The sequence below is a fragment of the Brevibacterium sanguinis genome, from assembly GCF_039528855.1.
GTDB lineage: Bacteria > Actinomycetota > Actinomycetes > Actinomycetales > Brevibacteriaceae > Brevibacterium > Brevibacterium sanguinis.
In genome coordinates this window covers 93,390-115,448 of record NZ_BAAAMB010000016.1, presented here as the reverse complement: position 1 = coordinate 115,448, position 22,059 = coordinate 93,390, and the positions used below count along the sequence as shown (strand labels likewise).

The following is a 22,059-nucleotide window of genomic DNA, read 5'->3' as shown; positions in this document are numbered from 1 at the left end:
GTGGCACACGCGGATCGCCGTGCGCACCCGCGTCTCGGGCTCACTGCCCGGCGGCGGCCGCTACGAGAACACGATGTTCCAGTTCCTCACCCTGCGGTGGGGGCGGATCATCGCGGTCGAGACGCTCGAGGACCTGCAGGTCCTCCAGCGCGCGCTCGCCGAGGTGGCCGCCGCGGGCAATCCGGACGCTGCGGCCGCGCCGATCACGGACTCGCCCTGACCGGCGAGTCGGCCTCAGTGCGCGCCGACGGCGTCGAAGCGCGCGCCTTCGGGCTTGGCCTCGAGCAGCATGAAGACGAGGACGATGAGCGGCCCGGCGAACGGGACGAGCGCGATGAAGAGGAGCGCTCCGGGCATGTTGACGTCGTGGAGACGGCGGACCATGAGCGCGAGCATCGGCACGATGACGGCGAGGAAGACGACGACGAGGAGCGCGAGACCGAGCCAGATGAGTGTCGCAGCCGGCGCGTGGTTCATGATGCCCGGGGACTGTTCGAGGGTGATCGCCTCACCGGTGGTCTGATCGACCCCGAACTCGGTGATCTTGGGGTTCGCGGCCGCCCACGCGAGGCCGATCGACATGCCGATGATGATGAGCGCATACGGGATCGCCATGGCGATGGCGACGAACAGGTAGACCCACCAGAACTCGCTGCGGGAGGCACGGCCGGAGAACACGGAGTACTTCTTGAGGAAGCGGGAGACCGCCTGCTTCGGACGGGCACCGCGCAGCGGCAGCGCGAGATCGCCGAGGCTGCCGGCAGCGGCCGTGCCGGCCACCGGGGCCTGGTGGGTGTCCTGCCCGGGAGCGGGCAGAGGGGACTGGGGGGAGTTGGTCATCGGGTTCCTTCATGGGAGTGGAACCGGCCCGACGCAGGCCACCCGAGGACGACCAGCGCGGGACCGGCGATGGTCGATGCAGTCACCGAGGGTTTCGATGTGCGCTGACCATCATAGCGGTGCCCCGCACCCGCCTGCGCGGATACGGGGCACCGAGTGTGGTCTGCGTCGGGTCCGCTCAGTCCTCGTCGAGCGAGACCGCGGAGAACGCCGAGGCGTTGACTGCGCCGGCGACGGCCCGCACGACCTCCTCGGGCACCGCCGAATCGACGGCCATGACCGAGAGCGCCTCGTTGTCCTCCGACGACGGTGAGACCTGCATGCCGGCGATGTTGATCTCGTTGGCGCCGAGCGCGAGCCCGAGCTGACCGATGATGCCCGGACGATCCTCGTAGCGGAAGATGAGGAGGTTGTCGGTGAGCTCGATCTCGAGATCGAAGCCGTCGACCTCGGTGAGCTTCTGCACGAGCTTCGGACCCGTCACGGTGCCGGCGACGGTGATCCGCTGTCCGTCCCCGGTCGTCGCGGTCAGGCGGGTGATGTTGCGGAACGATTCGCAGTACGGATCGGTCGTCAGCTCGACCCCGATCCCCCGCTCCTCGGCAAGCAGCGGGGCGTTGACGTAGGAGACCTGGTCGGAGACGACGTCCTTGAACAGGCCCTTGAGCGCCGAGAGCTTGAGGACGGAGACGTCCTTGTCGGCGATCTCGCCGTTGACCTCGACCTTGAAGTGCGTGACCGAGGATTCGGCGAGGGCGTTGACGACCCGGCCGAGGCGCTCGGCGAGCGGGATCCCGGGACGGACGTCCTCGTGGATCGCCCCGCCTGCGACGTTGACGGCGTCGGGGACGAGCTCACCGGCGAGCGCCTTGCGCACGGACTTCGCGACCGCGACCCCGGCCTTCTCCTGGGCCTCGACCGTCGACGCGCCGAGGTGGGGCGTGACGTTGACGGCGTCGAGGTCCATGAGCGCGGACGGCTCGGGCGGTTCGACGTTCCACACGTCGATGCCGGCGCCTCCCACGGTGCCCGCGGCGACCGCCTCGGCGAGCGCCTCCTCATCGATGATGCCGCCGCGGGCGACGTTGACGAAGCGGGCGCCCGGCTTCGCGAGCGCGAACTGCTCGGTGCTGATCATCCCGATCGTCTCGGGCGTCTTGGGCATGTGGACGGTGACGAAGTCGGAGACCGCGAGCAGCCCCGGCAGGTCGACGACCTCGACGCCCATCTGCGCGGCGCGCGCCTGCGTGATGTAGGGGTCGTAGCCGACGAGGCGCATCCCGAAGGCCTTCGCGCGTTCGGCGACGAGACCGCCGATGCGGCCGAGGCCGATGATGCCGAGCGTCTTCTCGTAGAGTTCGACGCCGGTGAACTTCGAGCGCTTCCACTCCCCCGCCTTGAGCGAGGTGTTGCCGGCGCCGAAGTACCGGGCCGAGGCGAGGATGTGGGCCATCGTCAGCTCGGCGGCGGAGATGATGTTCGACGTCGGGGCGTTGACGACCATGACACCCGCCGAGGTGGCGGCCGGGACGTCGACATTGTCGAGGCCGACGCCGGCGCGGGCGATGACCTTGAGGTGCGCGGCCGCGGCGATCGCCTCGGCGTCGACCTGGGTGGCCGAGCGGACGAGAATCGCATCGGCGTCGACGATGTCGGTGAGCAGGCGGGAGCGGTCAGCGCCGTCGGTGTGACGGATCTCGAAGTCGCCTCCGAGTGCGTCGATGGTGGCCGGTGACAGGTTTTCGGCGATGAGCACGATGGGCTTGGGCACTGAGTTACTCCTTCAGGGAACCGGGACGGGCTCATCATATGAGACTGCGTGAATACCTTCACAAAGTCTCAGGATCTGGGAACACCGTCCGCGCCCCGAGCACCCTGGACACCTGGAGCACCTCGAGGCGCCTCAGCGTCAGAATCCGTTCGGCGAGTACGGCATCCGCTCGAGACCGAACATCGACTTCGCCTGGACGGCGGCTCCCGGCACGTTCTCCTCGATGCGACCGGCGCGGACGAGGATGACCGGGTCCGCCCCGCCGAAGTAGAGGGAGCCGAGTTCGGCGATGCCGAGGCTGAGGTCGGCCGGCGTCGCCTCCGAGACCGGTTCGACGACGGCGCTCTGCCCGTCGGAGGTGACGCGGAAGCGTCCCCCGGTGAGCTCCTGCGGATCGTCGATGTCGAGGACGAGAGTGCCGGGCACGAACCATGCGCGGGCCTCGAGGGCGGCCCTGACGTCGAGGATCCGGATCCAGATGTTGTCCTCCGTCGACGTCGTCTTCACGCGGCGGGAGTCCGTGAGCAGCCACGGCAGCGGCGAGTCCTCGGCGGATTCGCCGAACTTCACCCGCGTCGAGAGGTCAATCGCGGCGAGGAAGGACCACAGGGAGGCGTACGCGGCGTCGGTGACGGCGACGAAGTCGATGAGCTCGATCGTCGGCGGGGTCGTCGACCAGCCCGCGAACTTGTAGGAGACGTAGCCGTCGGGTTCGCCGTCCTCCCCGAAGTGCAGGGCGGCGCGGACTCCGCGATCGGCCTCTCCGGTCTCGGTGTTGAGCGCGCCGGTGGCCCGTTCGACGTAGGTCTGCTGCCGCTCCATCGCCCCCGGCGAGGTCTTCATGAACTCGCCGTAGATCTTCGGCGCGAGTTCGCGCAGCACGCTCGGCAGACACATCTCCACCCGCCGGTCGGGTTCGCGGATCATCTGGAAGCCCGGCGAGGTGTCGACCTCGATCGCATGCGACCACGTCGCCACGCCGAAGCCGTAGCGGGAGTAGATCCCGCCCTCGGTCGCGGTCAGCGCCGCGAACGGGTAGCCGGCGGCCTTCGCCTCGGCGAGGTCGGTGGTGATCATCGACCGGAGCAGGCCCCGGCGGCGATGGGTGGGCCGCACGGTCACCCACGTGATGAGGTGCGCAGGCACGAGCCGCCCGGCACCGACGTTGACGAGCTTCTCGAACCACGCGAAGGTCGCGACGGGGATGTCGGCGTCGAGCGCATAGTCGTATTCGTTATCGGCGTAGACCGCGGTGAGACGACGATCGTCGTCGATCGCCCGCTGCACACGGGCCTTGAGCGCCGCATCGGTCGACCGGGAGTCGTGGAACCCCACGCTCGTCGACGCGAAGTAGCCCTTCGTCCTGGCATCCGGCTCCCCCGTGGACTCGTCGAAGGCGGGAGTGAAGCTCTCGAATCGGTAGTTCGTCACGGTGTCGTCTTCCTCGAGTCGGCCAGGGTTCCCTGCCTGCGACTCTAGCACCGGGGCCCCTGGTGACGAACGGAGGAAACTGCGCTACTGTCACGGAACTTCATGAGTTTGCTCAGACGACGATCAGGCGCATAATTGTTGAGCAGTTCGGCGATCCCGGACGCGACCGAGCCCACCGTCCGACCGACCACGAATCGAAGGACCACGATGACAGCAGCCCCGCCCGAGCGGCCGGGACGCGCGCCCCGCACAGACACCGTCTGGGCGCGACTGAAGCGCTCCCGACCAGCGATGATCGGCCTCGGGCTCGTCGTGTTCTTCGTCCTCCTCGCCGTCCTCGCCCCGGTGTTCGCGGCCCTGACCGGCAACAGCCCCTACGCCTACAACCCCGAGCTGCTCGCCCCCGACACCGCCCCGGCCGGGCCGCTGGGCGGGATGAGTGCTCAGCACTGGTTCGGCGTCGAGCCCCGCACCGGACGCGATCTCTTCGCGATCGTCTCCTACGGCGCGCAGGTCTCCCTGCTCATCGGACTCGCCGCGACGCTCGTCTCCGTCATCGTCGGCGTGGCGATCGGACTCATCGCCGGCTTCTACGGGCACCTCGCCGACCGGCTGCTCTCCCGGTTCACCGACATCGTCTTCGGCTTCCCGTTCCTCATCTTCGCCATCGCGCTCTCGGCGACCGTGCCCGCAAGCTTCCCGCGCCCGCTCCTGCTCATCCTCGTCATCGGCTTCTTCGGCTGGCCGCCGGTCGCCCGCGTCGTCCGCAGCGAGACGCTCTCGCTCAAGGAGCGCGGGTTCGTCCGCGCCGCCGCCGCGCAGGGCACGAGCAGCGCGCGCATCCTCGTCCGCGAGATCCTCCCGAACCTCGCCGCGACGATCATCGTCTTCACGACCGTGTCGATTCCCGGCAAGATCGGCGCCGAGGCGGCCCTGTCCTTCCTCGGCGTCGGCGTCAACCCGCCCACCCCGTCGTGGGGCCGGTCGATCTCCGATGCGATCTCCTGGGTCCAGGTCGACCCGATGTACCTCATCTTCCCCGGCATGGCGCTCTTCCTCGTCACGCTCGGGTTCAACATGTTCGGCGACGGACTCCGCGACGCCCTCGACCCCACCGCCGAACAGGGCCCCGAGCGCAGTGCCGACCGCACCCCTGACCGCGGCCCCGACACCCCGAGGATCGACCCGATGAGCGCAGGAGGCCAGCCGTGAACCGCGTGAAGTTCGCCGCGTCCCGGATCCTCGGGGCCGTCGTCGTCCTCATCATCATCGCCGCCGCGTGCTTCGCGATCTTCTACCTCATGCCGACCAATCCCGCTCAGCTCTCGTGCGGCAAACCCTGCTCCCCCGAGCGCCTCGCCGAGGTCGAGGCCTACCTCGGCGTCGACCAGGCGTGGTGGAAGCAGCTCTTCGACTTCCTCGCCGGCATCATCGGCGGGCGGACCTTCGGCGAGGGAGCGGCGGCGATCCACTGCAATGCCCCGTGCTTCGGGTACTCGTTCCGGCTGCGGGACTCGGTGACGAACCTCATCCTCCAGCGGCTGCCGATCACCGTCTCCCTCACCCTCGGTGCCGCGGTGCTCTGGGCGATCGGCGGGATCGCGGCAGGACTCATCGCCGCACTCCGGCGCGGCCGGTTCACCGACTCCGCGGTCATGGGGGCGGCGATCACGGGAATCTCCGCACCGACGTACCTGCTCGGCCTCCTCGGCGTCCTCCTCTTCGGGTTCACCCTCAACGTCCTCCCGATCGGCGGCTACGTCCCGCTCACGGAGAACCCCCTAATGTGGGCCTTCCACCTCATCCTGCCGTGGATCGTGCTCGCGATCGCCAACGGCGCGATCTACGCGCGGCTCACCCGCGGGCAGATGCTCGACGTGCTCAGTCAGGACTACATCCGCACGGCCCGCGCGAAGGGCCTGAGCGAGACCGTCGTCGTCGGCAAGCACGGCCTGCGCAACCTCGTCGTGCCGCTGACGACGCTGTTCGCCATCGACATCGGCGGCCTGCTGGGCGGAGCGGTGATCACGGAGAAGGTCTTCGCCCTCGGCGGGGTCGGCACCCTGCTGCTCGAGTCGGTGTCGAGCCTCGACATCCAGGTCATCGTCGGCGTCACCCTCTTCGCCGCCGCCGTCGTCATCATCGCGAACCTGCTCGCCGACCTCAGCTACTCGATCCTCGACCCGCGGATCGGAGCACGCGCATGATCCCGCACTGTCGCCGCCCACGGCTCCTCCTCACCCCCTCTCCGCTCATCTCACGCAAAGGACCATCATGAAGCGCTTCGGCCTCCTCGCCGCCACCCTCGCCCTGGGGCTCGTCCTCACCGGGTGCAACGCGAATCCCGAACTCAACGACGACTCGCAGGGCAACACGCTCGGCGAGACGCAGAAGGGCGGGACCCTCAACATCTTCTCCGAGGACCCCGACATCGACTTCGACCCCGGCAAGAGCCAGGGGCTCGCGATCACCTCGCTCTCCCTCGTCCACCGCCGGCTCACGACGTGGGACATCCAGCCCGACCAGCCGGGCGAGGTCGTGCCCGACCTCGCCACGGACACGGGCACGGTCAGCGACGACGGCAGGACGTGGACGTTCACCCTCAAGGACGGGCTGAAGTTCGAGAACGGCGACCCGATCACGACCGCCGACATCAAGTACGGCATCGAGCGGTCGTTCTCGACCGAGCTCTCAGGCGGCCTGAGCTACCACAAGGGCCTCATCGAGGGCGGCGACGACTACGCCGGCCCGTTCACCGGGGACGACCTCGCCTCGATCGAGACACCGGATGAGAAGACGATCGTCTTCCGCCTCAACTCGACGTTCGGCGACTTCCCGTGGATCGTCTCGATGCCCGCCTTCTCCCCCGTGCCCGAGGGCAGCGACGACCCCGGCACGTACGGCCTCGATCCCGTCGCCTCGGGTCCGTACAAGGTCGAGTCGAACCAGTCCGGCGCCGAGGCGGTGCTCACTCGCAACGACCAGTGGAATGAGGAGACCGATCCGGTCCGCACGGCCGGCCCCGACCAGGTCGTGTTCAAGCTCGGCCAGGACGCCTCGGTGACCTCGCAGGCGCTCATCTCCGACTCCGGGGACGCGAAGAACGGGTTCTCCGCGAGCTTCGTCCCCGCCTCGCAGCTCGCGCAGGTCCAGAACGACCCGAACGCGCAGTCGAGGCTCGTCACCTCGGGGCCCGGCGCCCTGTCCTACCTCGCGATGAACACCGAGCGGGAAGGGCTCACGGACCTCAAGGTGCGGCAGGCGATCAACTACGCCGTCGACAAGAACACGTACCGGATCGCCGGCGGCGGTGAGATCTCCGGTGACTATGCGACGACGCTCATCACCCCCGGCATTCCCGGTCGCGTCGACTACGACCTCTACCCTGCCGGTCCCGAGGGTGACGTCGAGAAGGCGAAGTCCCTCCTCGCCGAGTCCGGTGCCGACCTCGGCCCGCTGACGCTGCTGACGAAGAACTCCGCCACCGACGTCGCCCAGGCCGAGGCGATCCAGCAGGCACTGGCCCGGGTCGACATCACCGTCGAGATCAGGTCCGTCGACACGAACACCTTCTCCGCCGATGCGACGAACGACGAGGGCGACTACGACCTCGCACTGACCTCATGGCAGCCGGACTACCCGTCGCCGTTCGGCAACATCCAGCCGCTCTTCGACTCCTCGCAGATCGGCGGCGGCAACTACAACATCTCCCGCTACTCGAACCCCGAGGTCGACGACCTCATCCAGCAGGCCACCGGGACTGTCGATGCGGCCGCGGCCGAGAAGATCTGGGCCGAAGCCGACAAGCGGATCATGGAGGACGCGCCGATCGTGCCGCTGACGTACAACCGGAACTCGTTCCTCCACGGCTCGAACGTCGAGAACTTCATCATCGGCGAGTTCCCGGCCTACCCCGTGTACTTCAAGGCCTCGCTGAAGGGCTGACCCGATGAGCGCGACCACCCCCGCCCTGAGCTACCGCGACTACTCGGTGTCCTTCGGTGCCCGCACCGTCACCCGGGACGTGTCCTTCGACCTCGTCCCCGGGTCGATCCTCGCCCTCGTCGGCGAATCGGGGTCGGGCAAGTCGGTCACCGCGCTCGCTCCGCTCGGCCTCGTGCCCGGCGCGAGCCAGGCCGGATCCGTGGTGCTCTGGGATCCCGCCGGCCCGGCCGGAGGCGGGGTGGGGCTGACCGGGGCGATCGAGCTCGTCGGTCTCGACTCCGCGGAGCTGCGTCCGATCCGGGGCGAGCGGGTCGGCGTCGTCTTCCAGGAGCCGATGAGCGCGTTCAATCCGATGTTCCGGGTCGGCCATCAGATCGCCGAGGCGGTCCGGGCCCACGCCGGCAGCGACGGTGCGGGCGGGGCCGGGCGCGGGGACATCGGGCAGCGTGTGCTCGCGCAGCTGAGCGCGGTCGGCCTGCCCGATCCCGAGACGGTCGCCGAGGCCTACCCGCATGAGCTCTCCGGCGGTCAGCTGCAGCGGGCGATGATCGCGCTCGCGACGATCAACTCCCCGCAGGTCCTCATCGCCGACGAACCGACGACGGCCCTCGACGTCACCGTGCAGACGGGCATCCTCGACCTCCTCGTCGCCCAGGCCCAGGCCGGTCAGGCCGTGCTCCTCATCACCCATGACATGGGCGTCGTCGCCGACATCGCCGACCGGGTGGCCGTGATGAAGGACGGGCGGATCGTCGAGACCGGGTCCGTCGAGGACATCTTCGACCGTCCCGCCTCGGACTACACGAAGCAGCTGCTCGCCGCCGTGCCGAGGCTGAGCGCGGTCGTCGATGCGCAGACACCGTCCGCCGCGCGCCCGGACGACCCCGAGCCCGCCGCGGACGCCGTTCCCGCCGGCACCGTTCCCGCCGCCGAACTTCGCGACGCCACCGTCGTCCATCGTTCGTCCGGCCGCCAGGTCACCGCGCTCGACGACGTCAGCCTCGTCATCCCGGCGGGTCAGATCACCGGTCTCGTCGGGGAGTCGGGGTCGGGCAAGTCGACGATCGCGAACGTCCTCACCGGTGGTCAGGCGCTGACCTCGGGCGAGGCGTTCGTCGCCGGTGAGCGCGTGTCCACCCGCCCGAACCGCCGCCAGCGCCGGCTGCGCGCCGAGGTCGGCGTCGTCTTCCAGGACCCGCGGGGCTCGCTCAATCCGCGACGCTCGGTCGGGTCGCAGATCGCCGAACCCCTGAGGGTGCACACGGATCTCAGCGGCCGTGACATCGACGCCCGGGTCGATGCGCTGCTCGCCGACGTCCAGCTGCCGACCGACTTCGCCGCCCGTTTCCCGCACGAGCTCTCCGGCGGACAGCGGCAGCGCGTGGCGATCGCCCGTGCCCTCGCGCTGCGCCCGAAGCTGCTCATCGCCGACGAACCGACCTCGGCGCTCGACGTCTCCGTGCAGCGCGGGGTGCTCGCCCTCCTCGGTGAGCTCCATGCGTCGCTGGACTTCGCGTGCCTGTTCATCAGCCACGATCTCGCCGTCGTCGAACAGCTCGCCAGTCACGTCGTCGTCCTCAAGGACGGTCGCATCGTCGAGCAGGGCCCGAGCCTTCAGGTGCTCACGGATCCGGGCGAGGCCTACACGCGCCGCCTCATCGAATCCGCGCCCGTGCCCGATCCGCGCATCCAGGCGGCCAGGCGCGCCGCCCGCCTCGCCGCGTAGAACCCGCCACGACGACGAAGGCGCCGCCGGAATCCCTCCGGCGGCGCCTTCTCGCACTCGTCACTCTCAGCGAGCGGCAGTGCCCTCGGTGTAGTCGTCGTCGGTGTCCTTGAGCCAGGCGAACATCTTCCGCAGCTCCCGGCCGGTGGCCTCGATCGGGTGCTTCTCCTCCTTGGCGCGCAGCGACTTGAACTCCTCGCCGCCGTTCTTCTGGTCGGTCATGAAGCGCTCGGCGAAGGTGCCGTTCTGGATGTCGACGAGGACGCTCTCCATGTTCTCCTTGACCTCGGGCGTGATGACCCGGGGACCGGAGACGTAGTCGCCGTACTCGGCGGTGTCGGAGATCGACCAGCGCTGCTTGGCGATGCCGCCCTCGACCATGAGGTCGACGATGAGCTTGAGCTCGTGGAGGACCTCGAAGTACGCGATCTCCGGCTGGTAGCCGGCCTCGGTGAGGACCTCGAAGCCGTACTGGACGAGGTGGGAGACGCCGCCGCAGAGCACGGTCTGCTCGCCGAAGAGGTCCGTCTCGGTCTCCTCGGTGAACGTCGTCTTGATGCCGCCGGCGCGCAGACCGCCGATCGCCTTCGCGTAGGAGAGGGCGAGCTCCCAGGCGTGTCCGGTCGCGTCGACCTCGACGGCGACGAGCACGGGCACGCCGCGGCCGTCGACGTACTCGCGGCGGACCACGTGGCCCGGGCCCTTGGGCGCGATCATGACGACGTCGACGCCCTCGGGGGCCTTGATGTAGCCGAAGCGGATGTTGAAGCCGTGGATGAAGACGAGCGTCTTGCCCGGGGCGAGCTGGTCCTTGATCTCCTTCTCGAAGATCTCCGCCTGCACCTGGTCGGGGGCGGCGATGGTGATGACATCGGCCCAGGCGGCCACCTCGGCGGGGGTGCCCACTTCGAGCCCTTCGGCAGCGGCCTTGTCCCGGCTCGACGAGCCTTCCTTGAGTCCGACGCGGACCTGCGCGCCGGAGTCGCGCAGGCTCAGTGCGTGGGCGTGGCCCTGACTTCCGTAGCCGATGATGGCGACCTTCTTGCCCTGGATGACGGACAGGTCGGCATCGTCGTCGTAAAAGCGTTCTGCTGCCATTGTTGCTGCTCCTTAGAGTTTCGGGGTGCTCACCCCATTGTTTCACAGTTCGGTACAGTTGCTCACCCATTGAGACGGTCGGTGTTCCACGGCGTGGAACGTCGGCCACCCTCAGAGCGAGGTCAGTTGCGCAGGGCGCGGTCGGTGATCGACTTCGGTCCGCGTCCCACGGCGACGACGCCGGACTGGACGATCTCCTTGATCCCGAAGGGCTCGAGGACCTCGCGCAGGGCTTCGACCTTGTCGAGCTCACCGGTGGCCTCGACGCTCACCGAGTCGGTGGAGACATCGACGATCGAGGCGCGGAACATCTCCACGGCGGCAGCGACCTGCGGCCTGGTCGCCGCATTGGCCTTGACCTTGTAGATGACGTGGGCCCGGCGCACCGACGCCGCCGGTTCGAGCTCGACGATCTTGATGACGTTGACGAGCTTGTTCAGCTGCTTCGTCACCTGTTCGAGGGCGACGTCGCGGACGTCGACGACGACGGTGATGCGCGAGAGCTCATCGTGTTCGGTCACGCCGACGGCGAGGCTGTGGATGTTGAAGCCGCGGCGGGCGATGAGCCCGGTGAGACGCGCGAGCACACCGGGCTTGTTCTCGACGAGGACTGAGAGCGTGTGCCGGTTGTTCATTCCAGGCCTCCTTCGATCTGCGCCACGGAGCGCATGGTTCCGTCTTCACCGGCGGCCGCCTCGGCGATCGCCGCTTCCGCCTGCTCCTCCCCCTCGTCCTCGAAGTCCGGGCGGATGCCGTTGGCGTACTGGATCTCGTCGTTGGAGACTCCGGCGGCGACCATCGGCCAGACCATGGCATCGGGCGGGACGGTGAAGTCGAGGACGACGGGCCGGTCGTTGATCTCGAGAGCCTTCTCGATCGCCGCGTCGACCTCGTCGTTGCTGTCGACGCGCAGCGCGAAGCAGCCGTAGGCCTCGGCGAGCTTGACGAAGTCGGGGATCCGAATCGTCTCGTGCCCGGTGTTGAGGTCAGTGTTCGAGTAGCGGCCGTCGTAGAAGAGCGTCTGCCACTGCCGCACCATGCCGAGGGAGGAGTTGTTGATGATCGCGACCTTGATGGGGATGTCGTTGAGCGCGCAGGTCGCGAGCTCCTGGTTCGTCATCTGGAAGCAGCCGTCCCCGTCGATCGCCCAGACGACGCGGTCGGGTTCGGCGGCCTTCGCGCCCATCGCGGCGGGCACGGAGTAGCCCATCGTGCCGAGGCCGCCGGAGTTGAGCCACGAGCGGGGGCGTTCGAAGTCGACGAACTGGGCCGCCCACATCTGGTGCTGGCCCACGCCTGCCGCGTACACCGCCTCGGGGCCGGTGAGGGCGGAGATGCGGGAGATGACGTACTGCGGATCGCAGAGCTCGCCGTGGGAGGAGTACCCGCGCGGGTACGTCTGCTTGAGGCGCCGGAGGAACCGCCACCACGGCTCGCGCTGGCGCTCGAGGGCTTCGGGGAACTTGCCGCGCAGCTCGGTGAGGATCTCCGAGAGCACTTCGCGGGCGTCGCCGACGATCGCGACCTCGACCGCGCGGTTCTTCCCGATCTCGGCGGGGTCGATGTCGGCGTGGATGACCTGGGCGTCGGGGGCGAACGAATCGAGGTTGCCGGTCACCCGGTCATCGAAGCGGGCGCCGATGGCGATGAGCAGGTCGGCCTTCTGGAAGGCCGCGACGGCCGGCACGCTGCCGTGCATGCCCGGCATTCCGAGGTGGAGCGGGTGCGAGTCGGGGAAGGCGCCGCGGGCCATGAGCGTGGTGACGACGGGGATGTTCGTCGCCTCGGCGAGTTTGAGCAGCTCCTTCTCCGCCTCGGAGCGGATGACGCCGCCGCCGATGTAGAACACGGGACGCTGCGCCTCGCCGATGAGCCGCGCGGCCTCGCGGATCTGCTTGGCGTGGGGTTTGAGGATGGGCCGGTAGCCGGGCAGCTGCGGCTCCTCGGGCCAGACGAAGGGGGCCTCACCGGTCTGCGCGTCCTTCGTGATGTCGACGAGGACGGGTCCGGGGCGACCGGTCGTGGCGATGTGCGCGGCGTTGAGGATCGCGGAGGGGATGTCCTCGGCCTTCGTGACGAGGAAGCTGTGCTTCGTCACCGGCATCGTCATCCCGACGATGTCGGCCTCCTGGAAGGCGTCGGTGCCGAGCAGCTTCGAGCTCTGCTGGCCGGTGATGGCGAGCAGCGGCACGGAGTCCATGTGGGCGTCGGCGAGCGCGGTGATGAGGTTCGTCGCCCCCGGTCCCGAGGTCGCGATGCACACGCCGAGGCGACCCGAGGCCGCCGCGTACCCTTCGGCGGCGTGGCCGGCGCCCTGTTCGTGGCGGACGAGGATGTGGCGGATCTTGTCGGTCTCGAGCAGCGGGTCGTAGGTCGGAAGGATGGTGCCGCCGGGAAGCCCGAAGACGGTGTCGACGCCGAGGCGCTCAAGGCTGCGGACGATCGCCTGCGCGCCGGTGAGGACCTCCGGCGCCGAGGATCGCCGGATGCTGGTCGGGGTCGCGGTCACCGGGGGTGCGCTCTGCGCAGTCCCGGCGGCCGCCTTCTGAGCCGAGGGCGTGGCTGCCATCGTGTCGTATCCTTCCTGGGTTGACCCGCTCGCGTTTCGTCCCTGCATGAAAAAAGCCCCTCCGGTTTCGGTAGGGGCGCGCGGAACGTGTCGTACTGACAGGCTACGGATGATCCGCGCGCTGGCTAATGACGACGACGAGAAGGTGAGTCATGCCTCAATGGTTCACCGCCCCACCGGGAGTGTCAAACGGCAGAAACGATCGTCTCGCAATTCGGGATCAACGATGCTTGATGGATGAGATCGACCGCCTCGGCGAGGCAAGGACCGTTCTCCCCGCCGATCGGCGAAACTCCACTTCAGAGCACCATGGACGCGGGAGTAACCGCGGACTAGGCTTGATGTTCGTGCGCCCCCTTCTACGCTTCTGGCCCGATCTGCGCGCGCGGATCGGCATCTACATCGTCGTTCTCGTCCTCACCCTGCTCGCGAACGGCATCCAGCTCATCGTCCCGGTCATCACCGGGTACATCATCGACGGCCCCATCACCTCGGGTGATCTCTCAGGCCTGTGGCTGCCCGTGCTCGGGGTCCTCGGCATCGGCATCGCCGAGGCGGTCGCCCTGTGGGCGCGGCGGATGATCGTCGCACCGGTGGTCTCGGCGTGGGAGATCCGCTGGCGTGCGCGCCTCTTCGACCGGCTCCAGTACACCTCGGTGGCGATCCACGACTCGTGGGAGTCGGGACAGCTGCTCTCGCGCGCGACGAACGACCTCTCGCAGCTGCGGCGGTTCTTCGCCTTCGGACTGCCGTTCCTCCTGGCAACTCCGATCGTCATCATCGTCGGCACGATCATGCTCACCGTCCTCCAACCGGTCTTCGGCCTCATCATGCTCGTCATGGCGGTGCCGACGATCATCGCCGTGGCGATGTTCGAACGGCGGTATCGGGAGACTTCGCGGCAGTCCCAGGACGCCGTCGGCGAGATCACGACCGATGTCGAGGAGTCGATCCAGGGCATCCGGATCCTCAAGTCCTTCGGCCGCTCCCCGTGGGCCGCCGAGCGCTTCTCCGTCCTGGCGCGGAAGTTCCAGGGCCTCGAGGTGCGCAAGGCGAAGCTCGACTCGTGGTTCTGGAGCGTCCTCATCCTCCTGCCCACCCTCGCCCAGGCCGCGATCGTCGGCATCGGGACCTTCGGCGTCGTCCAAGGCTGGACGACGATCGGCACCGTCGTCGCCGGGGTGACGATCTCCATGGTCCTGCGGATGCCGATCGAGATGCTCGGGTTCCTCCTCGCCGATGCCATCATGTCGATCACCGCGGCCGGCCGCTACTGGGAGGTCATCGACATCCGCCACGACATCACCGATGCCGCAGGCGGCATCGACGACGACCCCGCTGTCGGCCGCCACCGCGGGGAGCTCGTCTTCGACGACGTCGACTTCCACTTCTCCGACACGGACCGTCTCACGCTCTCGGGCCTCGACCTCACGATCGAGCCCGGGCAGACGCTCGCCCTCGTCGGCACGACGGGCTCGGGCAAGACGACGCTCGCCTCGCTCGTGCCCCGGCTCCAGGACGTCACCGGCGGGGCCGTGCGCATCGACGGCGTCGACATCCGCGACCTGCCGGTCAACGAGCTGCGCCATCTCGTCTCCGTCTCCTTCGAGGACCCGATCCTCTTCTCCGCGAGCGTCCGCGACAACGTCGTCATGGGCGCCCCGGGCTCCGACGACGATGCCGTGTGGCAGGCGCTGGAGATCACCGCGGCGGACGACTTCGTCTCCCGTCTGCCCGAGGGCCTCGACACGCAGGTCGGCGAGCAGGGACTCTCCCTCTCCGGGGGACAGCGGCAGCGCCTGGCCCTGGCCCGGGCGGTCATCGGCAGGCCGCGCATCCTCGTCCTCGACGACCCGCTCTCGGCCGTCGACGTCGACACCGAGGACCGCGTGCAGCTGAAGCTGCGGGAGATCCTGCCCGATTCGACGACGCTCATCATCGCCCACCGGCCGTCGACGGCCGCACTCGCCGATGTCGTCGCCGTCCTCGACGAGGGCCGCATCGTCGCGCGGGGCACGCATGAGGAGCTCCTCGAGACCTCCCCGCTCTATCGCGAACTCATGGGAGCGGGCATGCAGGCGACCGCCTCGGCGCGCGGTGAGGGAGCGACCGCCTCGGCGGGGAACCGGCCGACGGAAGGGGGCCTGGCATGAGTGCGCCGCGCCTGGCAGAGGACGACGGGGTCGAGGAGCTGCCGCCGGACATCGCGGCCAAAGCGCGGGCGCTGCTGTTCTCGCTCGTGCGCCCGCACCTGCCGATGGCCGTGCTTCTCCTCGTCATCGTCGTCCTCACCTCGGCCACCCTCGTCATCGGGCCGCTCTTCATCGCCGACGCCCTCGACACCGGCATCCCGCAGGCCGTCGCCGGCGACCCGGCGGCGCTGACGCGGGCGATCACGCTCTTCGTCGCCTCCGCCGTCGCCTCGGCGGTGCTCGCGTTCACGGCGACCCGCCTTGTCGGCATCACCGCGCAGAAGATCATCTTCACCCTGCGCCAGCGCGTGTTCACCCATGTTCAGCGCCTTGACCTGGGGTATCACGAGAAGTCGACGTCGGGCCGCCTCGTGTCCCGGCAGACCTCGGACATGGAGTCGGTCCAGCAGTTCCTCTCGTACTCGCTGTTCGAGACTGCGCTCGCGCTGCTCCAGATGGTGTTCATCGCGATCACGCTCATCGTCCTCGATGTGCCGCTGGCGATCGTCGTCTTCGCCGGGTTCATCCCGCTGTTCTTCATCACGAAGGCCGCGCACCGGACCCAGCGCGGGGCGTACCGGCGCACCCGGACGTCGATCGCGAAGGTCATCGTCCACTTCGTCGAGACGATGGGCGGCATCCGCGCCGTCCAGGCCTACCGGCGCCAGCCCGACCGTCGCGGCACTCTGCGCGAGCAGGACACGGCGTACCGGGACGCCAACACCGATGCGCTGCGGGGCGTCGCGTGGTTCGCCGGGTGGACGCGGCTCGTCGGCAACGTCACGCAGACGGTCATCATCGTCGTCGGCGCGTGGCTCGTCATCGAGGGATGGACGCAGATCGGCGTGCTCGCCGCGTTCATCCTCTACCTGCGCCGGTTCTACGGTCCGCTCGACGAGCTCGTGCAGTCGTTCAACCTCTACCAGTCGGCGTCGGCGGCGCTCGAGAAGATCGCCGCCGTCCTCGACACGGATCCCGGCGTCCCGGCACCGGCCCAGCCCACACCCCTGCCCGCGCACACGGAGACCGGGGCGGCTGAGTCGGCGGGGGCGGCCGGGGCGGCTGAGTCGAATGGGTCATCCACCTCGGCGACGGGACGGTCGATCGACCTCACGGACGTCCGCTTCGCCTACGCCGACGGACCCGATGTCCTCCCCCGCTTCGACCTGACGATCCCGGCGGGGCAGATCGTTGCGCTCGTCGGCGCCACGGGTGCCGGCAAGTCGACGCTCGTCAAGCTCGTCACCCGGTTCTACGATCCTTCGGAGGGCACGGTCAGTCTCGACGGGGTCGACCTGCGCGACCTCGATGACGCACAGCTGCGCTCGAGCGTCGTCATGGTCACGCAGGAGTCGTTCCTCTTCGCCGGCACGATCGCCGACAACATCCGGATCGGCAATCCGGAGGCCACCGACGCCGAGGTGGTCGCCGCCGCCCGGGCGGTCGGGCTCGACCCCTACATCCGCCGCCTGCCCGACGGCTACGACACCGACGTGAAGAAGCGCGGCGGCCGGCTGAGCTCGGGCCAGCGGCAGCTCGTGTCGTTCGCCCGGGTGTTCCTCGCCGATCCCGATGTCGTCGTCCTCGATGAGGCGACCGCTCACCTCGACATCCCGTCGGAGAGGCTCGTGCAGAAGGCGCTCGCGACGGTGCTCGAGGGCAGGACGGCGATCATCATCGCCCACCGGCTCTCGACCGTCGAGATCGCCGACCGCGTGCTCGTCATGGACGCCGGGCGCATCGTCGAGGACGGCACGCCCGAGGAGCTCATCGCCGGCACCGGTCGCTTCGCCCAGCTCCACCGCGCCTGGCGCGACACCCTCGTGTGAGGGGCCCGGCGGCGTTCGCGGCGTCCGCTGGCGATCGACGCCCCGAACCGACAAATACGCCCCGAGCCGACGTCCGCCCGTCTTCGACGCCCTCAACCGACAAATACGCCCTGCGCTAACGGCGTATTTGTCGGTTCACCGCGTCGATACTGCCGCGTGCGGAGTGTGACCGCGTATTTGTCGGTTCACCGCGTCGGTGCCGCCGGTGTACGGGCGCTGACGAGCCGTGCCAGATCGGTGAACGGGCGCCGGCGCCACAGGTCCTTCCAGAAGATGCGGACGACGGTGTAGCCGAGAGCCCTCAGCTGCCGCTCGCGTTCGCGCTCCCTGTCGAACGCGTGACGGGGGTCCGTGTCGTCGATCGTGTATTTGATCCGGCCGTCGAACTCGAGGATCGTCTTCGATGCGGCGTGGAGGAAGTCGACCCGAGCGACGAAGCGACCGTGGGCGTCGGCGATCTCCACCTGCGGCTCGAACCCGGTGAGGCCGACCTCGTGGAGCCTCACCGCGCTGATCGACTCTCCGGGTGACTCGCGACGCGGATCGGCGAGGTCGAGAGCCGCCGCGACGCGGAATCGGCCGCGAGTCTCGCGGCACTTCGCGGCGGCGTCGCGCAGTCCGTCCGGCGTCACCACGTGCCGACGCAGTGCGTCGTCGAGCATGGGCACGCTGATGTCGAGGTCGCAGTCGCGGGCGACATCGATGAGCGTGCGCTCCCGTGTCGTCAGGGCGACATCGCCAAGGCGGTCGATCTGTCCTGGAGGAACGTCGCGCCGTCGTATGAACAGGTGGGCGTGCCGCTTGTTCGTGGAGGTTCGGATGACTTCGACGAACGGCTTGTCCATCTTCACGATGGTGAAGTCCCACAGCAGAGCGGCCGACAGATGGGAGAAGACCTCCACGTCGTGGCGACCCGACTCCCCCGACCGACCGTTGACGACATCGGCACGGGTGCGGATGAGGACCTTGGCCCGAGCGAGCACGTCGCGCACGTCTCCCACTTCCTCGAACAACTCGGCCTCGCCGAGCGTGACCGCGTCCGCGATCCTGGCGTGCCTGGGATTGTCACACAGGCGCTTGACCGCGAACCGCCCCCGAGCGACTCGCTCCAGGCAGCAGTCGGCTGCCACGCTCACGTCGCGGTCGGAGCAGCCGAGACGTCTCAGGTCGGCGGTCGTGAACACCTGATACATGACATCATTCTGCGCCTATCGATACCAAACGTCAATATAGCTGAGCAAATGCGTCACAGTGCACTCACACTGTGCTTCGACGTGAGTAGCGCGGACAGGCCTGAGCAGCCAGCGCGCGACACATTCCGCTGCGACGCCCCGAACCGACAAATACGCCCTGCGCTAACCGCGTATTTGTCGGTTCACCGCGTCGGTGTCCGCCGCCTCACTCCGTGATGAGAGGGACGAACCGGTAGCGGCCGTGCCGGGTGATCGTCACTGCGCCGGCGGCCGCGCCCGTGCGTTCGACGCGGAGCATCACCTCGGCGACCGGGATGACCATGACTCCCCCGACAGACAGCTGCGCGACGAGGCTGTCGGGCAGTTCATCAGCACCGGCGGACACGAGGATGCGATCGAACGGCGCGCGCTCGGGTCGGCCGAGCACCCCGGGCGTCGCCTCGGCGAATTCGAGGCAGTCGATGCCGAGCCCGGCGACGGCGGAGATAGAACGATCGAGGAGCTCCCGGTGACGCTCGACGCCGATGACGCGGCCGCCGGGCCCGACGAGCGCGCCGAGGAGGGCGGTCGTCCATCCCGAGCCGGACCCCAGATCGAGGACGGTCTCCCCCGGTTCGACGCCGAGTAGCGCGAGCATGTCGGCGACGGTGCTCGGCTGCGAGTTCGTCTGCCCGCACCCGATCTCGAGCGGCACATTGCTGTCCGACCAGCCCTGCTGGCCAGCGGGCAGGAAACGGTGCCGCGGCACCTGCGCGAACGCCTCGGCGAGCGTGACCGGTTCTGAGCGAGCGCTCATGGCACGAGGATACGCCCACATTTCGGCGCGCACGATGGCAGGAATGAATTCCGGCAACGACCCCGTAGAGCACAACGACTCTTGCCAGGCATGACACGGCATGGCAGAGTGAAAAATGTCAACGATCATTGACTTCGAAGGATCTGTTCACCGCCTTCGGGCATGACGAAGCCGCTGCACGGAGGTGCGGATGAATCCCACTCGGGTGAGGGCGCGCCGCCGTGCATTCGGGTTCACTCAAGCCCACCTCGCCGAAGCGGTCGGGGTCTCTAGACAGACCATCATCGCCATCGAGGGCGGCGACTACTCCCCGAGCGTCCATCTCGCACTCCGCATCGCCGCGGTGCTCGAAACGAGCGTCGAAGATCTCTTCGAGGTCGAGTCAACGAGGAAGAACACCACCCCACAGTGAAGGAGAGAGACTGATGAGTTCGACTCCCGACGAACACGACAATGAGCGCTCCGCTCACGGTTTCGACCGCGATCCGGGGAGCCGCAGGACGTCTGCGCTGGCGGCCCACCTCGACTCCGGGCTGGAACGGGTCTCTGGAATCTCCGATATGCCGGAAGCCGACGAGCGTGAGCGCGACGTCATCTTCCGATCCCTGGCCATCGGCTTCACCGTCTTCCGCTGGACGTCAGTCGCAATTGCGCTCCTCTTCCTGGCCTCCGGCCTCTGGTGGGCGACCGTAGTCGTTCTCGCTTCGGCGGACCTTCCGTTCTGGGTCGCTCGCTTCCATGCCCGGCGGCGAGGGGTGAACCTCTATCGCCAATCCGGCCTTGCCCGAAGAGAGTGGACCACGAGATCCACTCTGATGATGTTGGGTGTGTTCGCTGTGATGCTCGGACTCATCGCCTTTCAGTCGACAGTGGGCCACCCGCTTCTGCCATGGTCGTGGAGCGTCGGGGCTCCGACCGAGTTGGAATCGTCGGCACCTCCGATCGTCGGCGCTGCGGTCGGGCTGATCATCGGCTGGAGCCTACGCCGCAAGAGGTCGCGTGCGGCTCTGAAATAGGAGTCGAGGCGCGACGGCGCCGCGTCGGGAAGCGAGCGGCCGCGAGTACAGTTGACCCGTGACGAATGCAGAGCTCGACCGCGCGCGGACCCTCATCACCTCGATCCCCGACTACCCGGAGCCCGGGGTGAACTTCCGCGACATCTCCCCGCTGCTCGCCGACGGCACCGCGTTCAACGCCGTCACCGATGCGCTCATCGCGCCGTTCGTCGGGCACTTCGACTTCGTCGGCGGACTCGAGGCGCGCGGATTCCTCTTCGCCGGGGCGATCTCGGCGAAGACCGGTGCGGGCATCCTCCCCATCCGCAAGGCCGGCAAACTGCCCAAACCCGCCGCGGCCGTGTCCTACACCCTCGAGTACGGCACCGCGACGATCGAAGCCCCCGACGTCCTGCGCCCAGGCGATCGCGTCCTTCTTGTCGACGACATCCTCGCCACCGGCGGGACGCTCAGCGCGGCGCAGGCTCTCGTCACCGAACTCGGCGCCGAGGTGGTCGGCTCAGCCGTCGTCCTCGAGCTCACCGACCTCGGCGGTCGTGCCCATACCGGCGACGTCCACACCGTGTTCGCGGACTGAACCGCCGGCCGCGCTGACGCGGCAATGCACCCTGCCTGCACCACCGCCTCGGCGCCGGAGAATTCACGCTCAGCGCAATCGGAGAAATCATCCAGACTTCGGGAATGATTCGGGCGGTGAGTGTCGTTGTACGCTCTGTTGTGTGCCGGATACCGGCGCGCGACTTCGGGTCGAGGCGTCCCACCGGGCGCCGACCAGACCATCATCCGTGACGAAAGGCGACACCATGTCGGTACCAGATCTCACCCTCAATGACGGCTTGACCATCCCGCAGCTCGGCTTCGGCGTCTTCAAGGTCGACCCCAAGGAGACCGAGCGCATCGTCACCGATGCCCTCGAAGTCGGCTACCGTCACATCGACACCGCCGCTGTCTACGGCAACGAAGAGGGCGTCGGACGCGCCCTCGCCGCTTCGGGCATCCCCCGCGACGAGCTCTTCATCACCACCAAGCTGTGGAACGACCGCCACGGCGCCGCCGAATCGCGCCGCGCGCTCGAGGAGAGTCTGACGAAGCTCGGACTCGACTACGTCAACCTCTACCTCATCCACTGGCCGACCCCGGCGCAGAAGAACGCCGTCGAGACCTGGGAAGCGTTCCCCGGCTACCGCGACGAGGGCCTCACCCGCTCGATCGGCGTGTCGAACTTCGACTACCGCTACCTGCCGGAGATCCTCGACACCGGCATCATCCCGGCCGTCGACCAGATCGAGCTGCACCCGCAGTTCCAGCAGATCGACACCCGCCCCCTCCTGGCCGAGAACGACATCAAGATCGAAGCCTGGGGACCGCTGGGTCAGGGCAATGTCGACTACGCGTCGACCGTGATCGGCGAGATCGCCGAGGCACACGGCAAGTCGTGGGCCCAGGTCATCATCCGCTGGCACCTGCAGCGCGGCCACATCCTCTTCCCCAAGTCGAACAACCGCGAGCGCATGGCGCAGAACTTCGACGTCTTCGACTTCACCCTCACCGACGCCGAGATGGCCTCTATCGACGCGCTCGAGAACGGCGGTCGCGTCTCGGCCGATCCCGCCGACGTGAACTGACGTACGGAAGCGAGCTGACCTCGCCGAG

Annotated in this window: 19 protein-coding genes; 11 read left to right on the top strand and 8 right to left on the bottom strand. The window is 68.5% G+C overall.

Annotation, left to right across the window (positions count from 1 at the left end; translation table 11 throughout):
• Positions 1-220: nuclear transport factor 2-like protein (locus tag ABD154_RS16525; protein WP_486303278.1), on the top strand; the 220-nt coding region annotated here is incomplete at its 5' end.
• A 14-nt stretch (positions 221-234) separates the two neighbouring features.
• Here ABD154_RS16525 and ABD154_RS16520 read toward each other — a convergent pair.
• From ABD154_RS16520 to ABD154_RS16510, 3 genes are all read right to left on the bottom strand, one after another.
• Entirely contained in the window at positions 235-840 is a 606-nt protein-coding gene (locus ABD154_RS16520) for a DUF805 domain-containing protein (protein ID WP_198499209.1), read from the bottom strand.
• 178 nt (positions 841-1,018) lie between these two features.
• Positions 1,019-2,611, bottom strand: coding sequence for a phosphoglycerate dehydrogenase (gene serA, locus ABD154_RS16515; RefSeq protein WP_198499210.1), 1,593 nt, complete (start codon positions 2,609-2,611; stop codon positions 1,019-1,021).
• Positions 2,612-2,749: 138 nt separating this feature from the next.
• Complete coding sequence (locus ABD154_RS16510; RefSeq protein ID WP_198499211.1) at positions 2,750-4,042, bottom strand: GNAT family N-acetyltransferase; 1,293 nt, start codon at positions 4,040-4,042, stop codon at positions 2,750-2,752.
• Between the two features lie 207 nt (positions 4,043-4,249).
• On the opposite strand from ABD154_RS16510, the gene ABD154_RS16505 reads away from it, so the two are divergent.
• The 4 genes from ABD154_RS16505 (at position 4,250) to ABD154_RS16490 (ending at position 9,713) form a co-directional block, all read left to right on the top strand.
• Entirely contained in the window at positions 4,250-5,254 is a 1,005-nt protein-coding gene (locus ABD154_RS16505; protein WP_198499212.1) for an ABC transporter permease, read from the top strand.
• A complete protein-coding gene (locus tag ABD154_RS16500) occupies positions 5,251-6,249 on the top strand; it encodes an ABC transporter permease (RefSeq protein ID WP_198499213.1) in 999 nt (332 codons plus the stop codon). The genes ABD154_RS16505 and ABD154_RS16500 overlap by 4 nt, the downstream gene beginning before the upstream one ends.
• A gap of 67 nt (positions 6,250-6,316) precedes the next feature.
• Positions 6,317-7,987 carry an ABC transporter substrate-binding protein gene (locus ABD154_RS16495; RefSeq protein ID WP_344251675.1) on the top strand — a complete coding sequence of 557 codons (1,671 nt, stop codon included), beginning with the start codon at positions 6,317-6,319 and terminating at the stop codon, positions 7,985-7,987.
• Positions 7,988-7,991: 4 nt separating this feature from the next.
• Positions 7,992-9,713, top strand: coding sequence for an ATP-binding cassette domain-containing protein (locus ABD154_RS16490; protein ID WP_198499215.1), 1,722 nt, complete (start codon positions 7,992-7,994; stop codon positions 9,711-9,713).
• A gap of 66 nt (positions 9,714-9,779) precedes the next feature.
• Here the strand turns inward: ABD154_RS16490 and ilvC are convergent, their stop codons facing one another.
• The 3 genes from ilvC to ABD154_RS16475 form a co-directional block, all read right to left on the bottom strand.
• Positions 9,780-10,811, bottom strand: coding sequence for a ketol-acid reductoisomerase (gene ilvC / locus ABD154_RS16485; RefSeq protein ID WP_137826545.1), 1,032 nt, complete (start codon positions 10,809-10,811; stop codon positions 9,780-9,782).
• A 122-nt stretch (positions 10,812-10,933) separates the two neighbouring features.
• Positions 10,934-11,446, bottom strand: a complete 513-nt coding sequence (gene ilvN / locus ABD154_RS16480; protein ID WP_137826546.1) for an acetolactate synthase small subunit — start codon at positions 11,444-11,446, stop codon at positions 10,934-10,936.
• A complete protein-coding gene (locus tag ABD154_RS16475; RefSeq protein ID WP_198499216.1) occupies positions 11,443-13,380 on the bottom strand; it encodes an acetolactate synthase large subunit in 1,938 nt (645 codons plus the stop codon). Before ABD154_RS16475 ends, ilvN begins: the two co-directional genes overlap by 4 nt.
• Positions 13,381-13,721: 341 nt before the next feature.
• On the opposite strand from ABD154_RS16475, the gene ABD154_RS16470 reads away from it, so the two are divergent.
• Positions 13,722-15,533 carry an ABC transporter ATP-binding protein gene (locus ABD154_RS16470; RefSeq protein WP_198501002.1) on the top strand — a complete coding sequence of 604 codons (1,812 nt, stop codon included), beginning with the start codon at positions 13,722-13,724 and terminating at the stop codon, positions 15,531-15,533.
• On the top strand, positions 15,530-17,401 hold the full coding sequence (locus tag ABD154_RS16465) for an ABC transporter ATP-binding protein (RefSeq protein ID WP_198499217.1): 1,872 nt from the start codon (positions 15,530-15,532) through the stop codon (positions 17,399-17,401). Before ABD154_RS16470 ends, ABD154_RS16465 begins: the two co-directional genes overlap by 4 nt.
• Before the next feature lie 185 nt (positions 17,402-17,586).
• On the opposite strand, the gene ABD154_RS16460 is transcribed toward ABD154_RS16465, so the two are convergent.
• The gene (locus tag ABD154_RS16460) at positions 17,587-18,393 is read right to left on the bottom strand and encodes a hypothetical protein (RefSeq protein WP_198499218.1); all 807 of its coding nucleotides are present in this window, start codon (positions 18,391-18,393) and stop codon (positions 17,587-17,589) included.
• Positions 18,394-18,799: 406 nt separating this feature from the next.
• The gene (locus ABD154_RS16455) at positions 18,800-19,390 is read right to left on the bottom strand and encodes a protein-L-isoaspartate O-methyltransferase family protein (RefSeq protein ID WP_198499219.1); all 591 of its coding nucleotides are present in this window, start codon (positions 19,388-19,390) and stop codon (positions 18,800-18,802) included.
• Between the two features lie 190 nt (positions 19,391-19,580).
• Between ABD154_RS16455 and ABD154_RS16450 the strand changes: the two genes are divergently transcribed.
• The 4 genes from ABD154_RS16450 to ABD154_RS16435 all read left to right on the top strand — a co-directional run bounded on the left by ABD154_RS16450 (position 19,581) and on the right by ABD154_RS16435 (position 22,031).
• Positions 19,581-19,802 carry a helix-turn-helix transcriptional regulator gene (locus tag ABD154_RS16450; RefSeq protein ID WP_198499220.1) on the top strand — a complete coding sequence of 74 codons (222 nt, stop codon included), beginning with the start codon at positions 19,581-19,583 and terminating at the stop codon, positions 19,800-19,802.
• A 13-nt stretch (positions 19,803-19,815) separates the two neighbouring features.
• Positions 19,816-20,406, top strand: coding sequence for a hypothetical protein (locus tag ABD154_RS16445; RefSeq protein WP_198499221.1), 591 nt, complete (start codon positions 19,816-19,818; stop codon positions 20,404-20,406).
• Positions 20,407-20,464: 58 nt separating this feature from the next.
• Positions 20,465-20,983, top strand: a complete 519-nt coding sequence (locus tag ABD154_RS16440) for an adenine phosphoribosyltransferase (RefSeq protein ID WP_198499222.1) — start codon at positions 20,465-20,467, stop codon at positions 20,981-20,983.
• Between the two features lie 226 nt (positions 20,984-21,209).
• Positions 21,210-22,031, top strand: coding sequence for an aldo/keto reductase (locus ABD154_RS16435; RefSeq protein ID WP_198499223.1), 822 nt, complete (start codon positions 21,210-21,212; stop codon positions 22,029-22,031).
• The last annotated feature ends 28 nt before the right edge of the window (positions 22,032-22,059 follow it).

Coding starts and splice junctions, on each gene's coding strand:
- ABD154_RS16520 (WP_198499209.1), bottom strand. CDS start 840: ATGACCAACTCCCCCCAGTCCCCTCTGCCCGCTCCCGGGCAGGACACC.
- ABD154_RS16505 (WP_198499212.1), top strand. CDS start 4,250: ATGACAGCAGCCCCGCCCGAGCGGCCGGGACGCGCGCCCCGCACAGAC.
- ABD154_RS16495 (WP_344251675.1), top strand. CDS start 6,317: ATGAAGCGCTTCGGCCTCCTCGCCGCCACCCTCGCCCTGGGGCTCGTC.
- ABD154_RS16490 (WP_198499215.1), top strand. CDS start 7,992: ATGAGCGCGACCACCCCCGCCCTGAGCTACCGCGACTACTCGGTGTCC.
- ilvC (WP_137826545.1), bottom strand. CDS start 10,811: ATGGCAGCAGAACGCTTTTACGACGACGATGCCGACCTGTCCGTCATC.
- ilvN (WP_137826546.1), bottom strand. CDS start 11,446: ATGAACAACCGGCACACGCTCTCAGTCCTCGTCGAGAACAAGCCCGGT.
- ABD154_RS16475 (WP_198499216.1), bottom strand. CDS start 13,380: ATGGCAGCCACGCCCTCGGCTCAGAAGGCGGCCGCCGGGACTGCGCAG.
- ABD154_RS16470 (WP_198501002.1), top strand. CDS start 13,722: ATGTTCGTGCGCCCCCTTCTACGCTTCTGGCCCGATCTGCGCGCGCGG.
- ABD154_RS16465 (WP_198499217.1), top strand. CDS start 15,530: ATGAGTGCGCCGCGCCTGGCAGAGGACGACGGGGTCGAGGAGCTGCCG.
- ABD154_RS16455 (WP_198499219.1), bottom strand. CDS start 19,390: ATGAGCGCTCGCTCAGAACCGGTCACGCTCGCCGAGGCGTTCGCGCAG.
- ABD154_RS16450 (WP_198499220.1), top strand. CDS start 19,581: ATGAATCCCACTCGGGTGAGGGCGCGCCGCCGTGCATTCGGGTTCACT.
- ABD154_RS16445 (WP_198499221.1), top strand. CDS start 19,816: ATGAGTTCGACTCCCGACGAACACGACAATGAGCGCTCCGCTCACGGT.
- ABD154_RS16435 (WP_198499223.1), top strand. CDS start 21,210: ATGTCGGTACCAGATCTCACCCTCAATGACGGCTTGACCATCCCGCAG.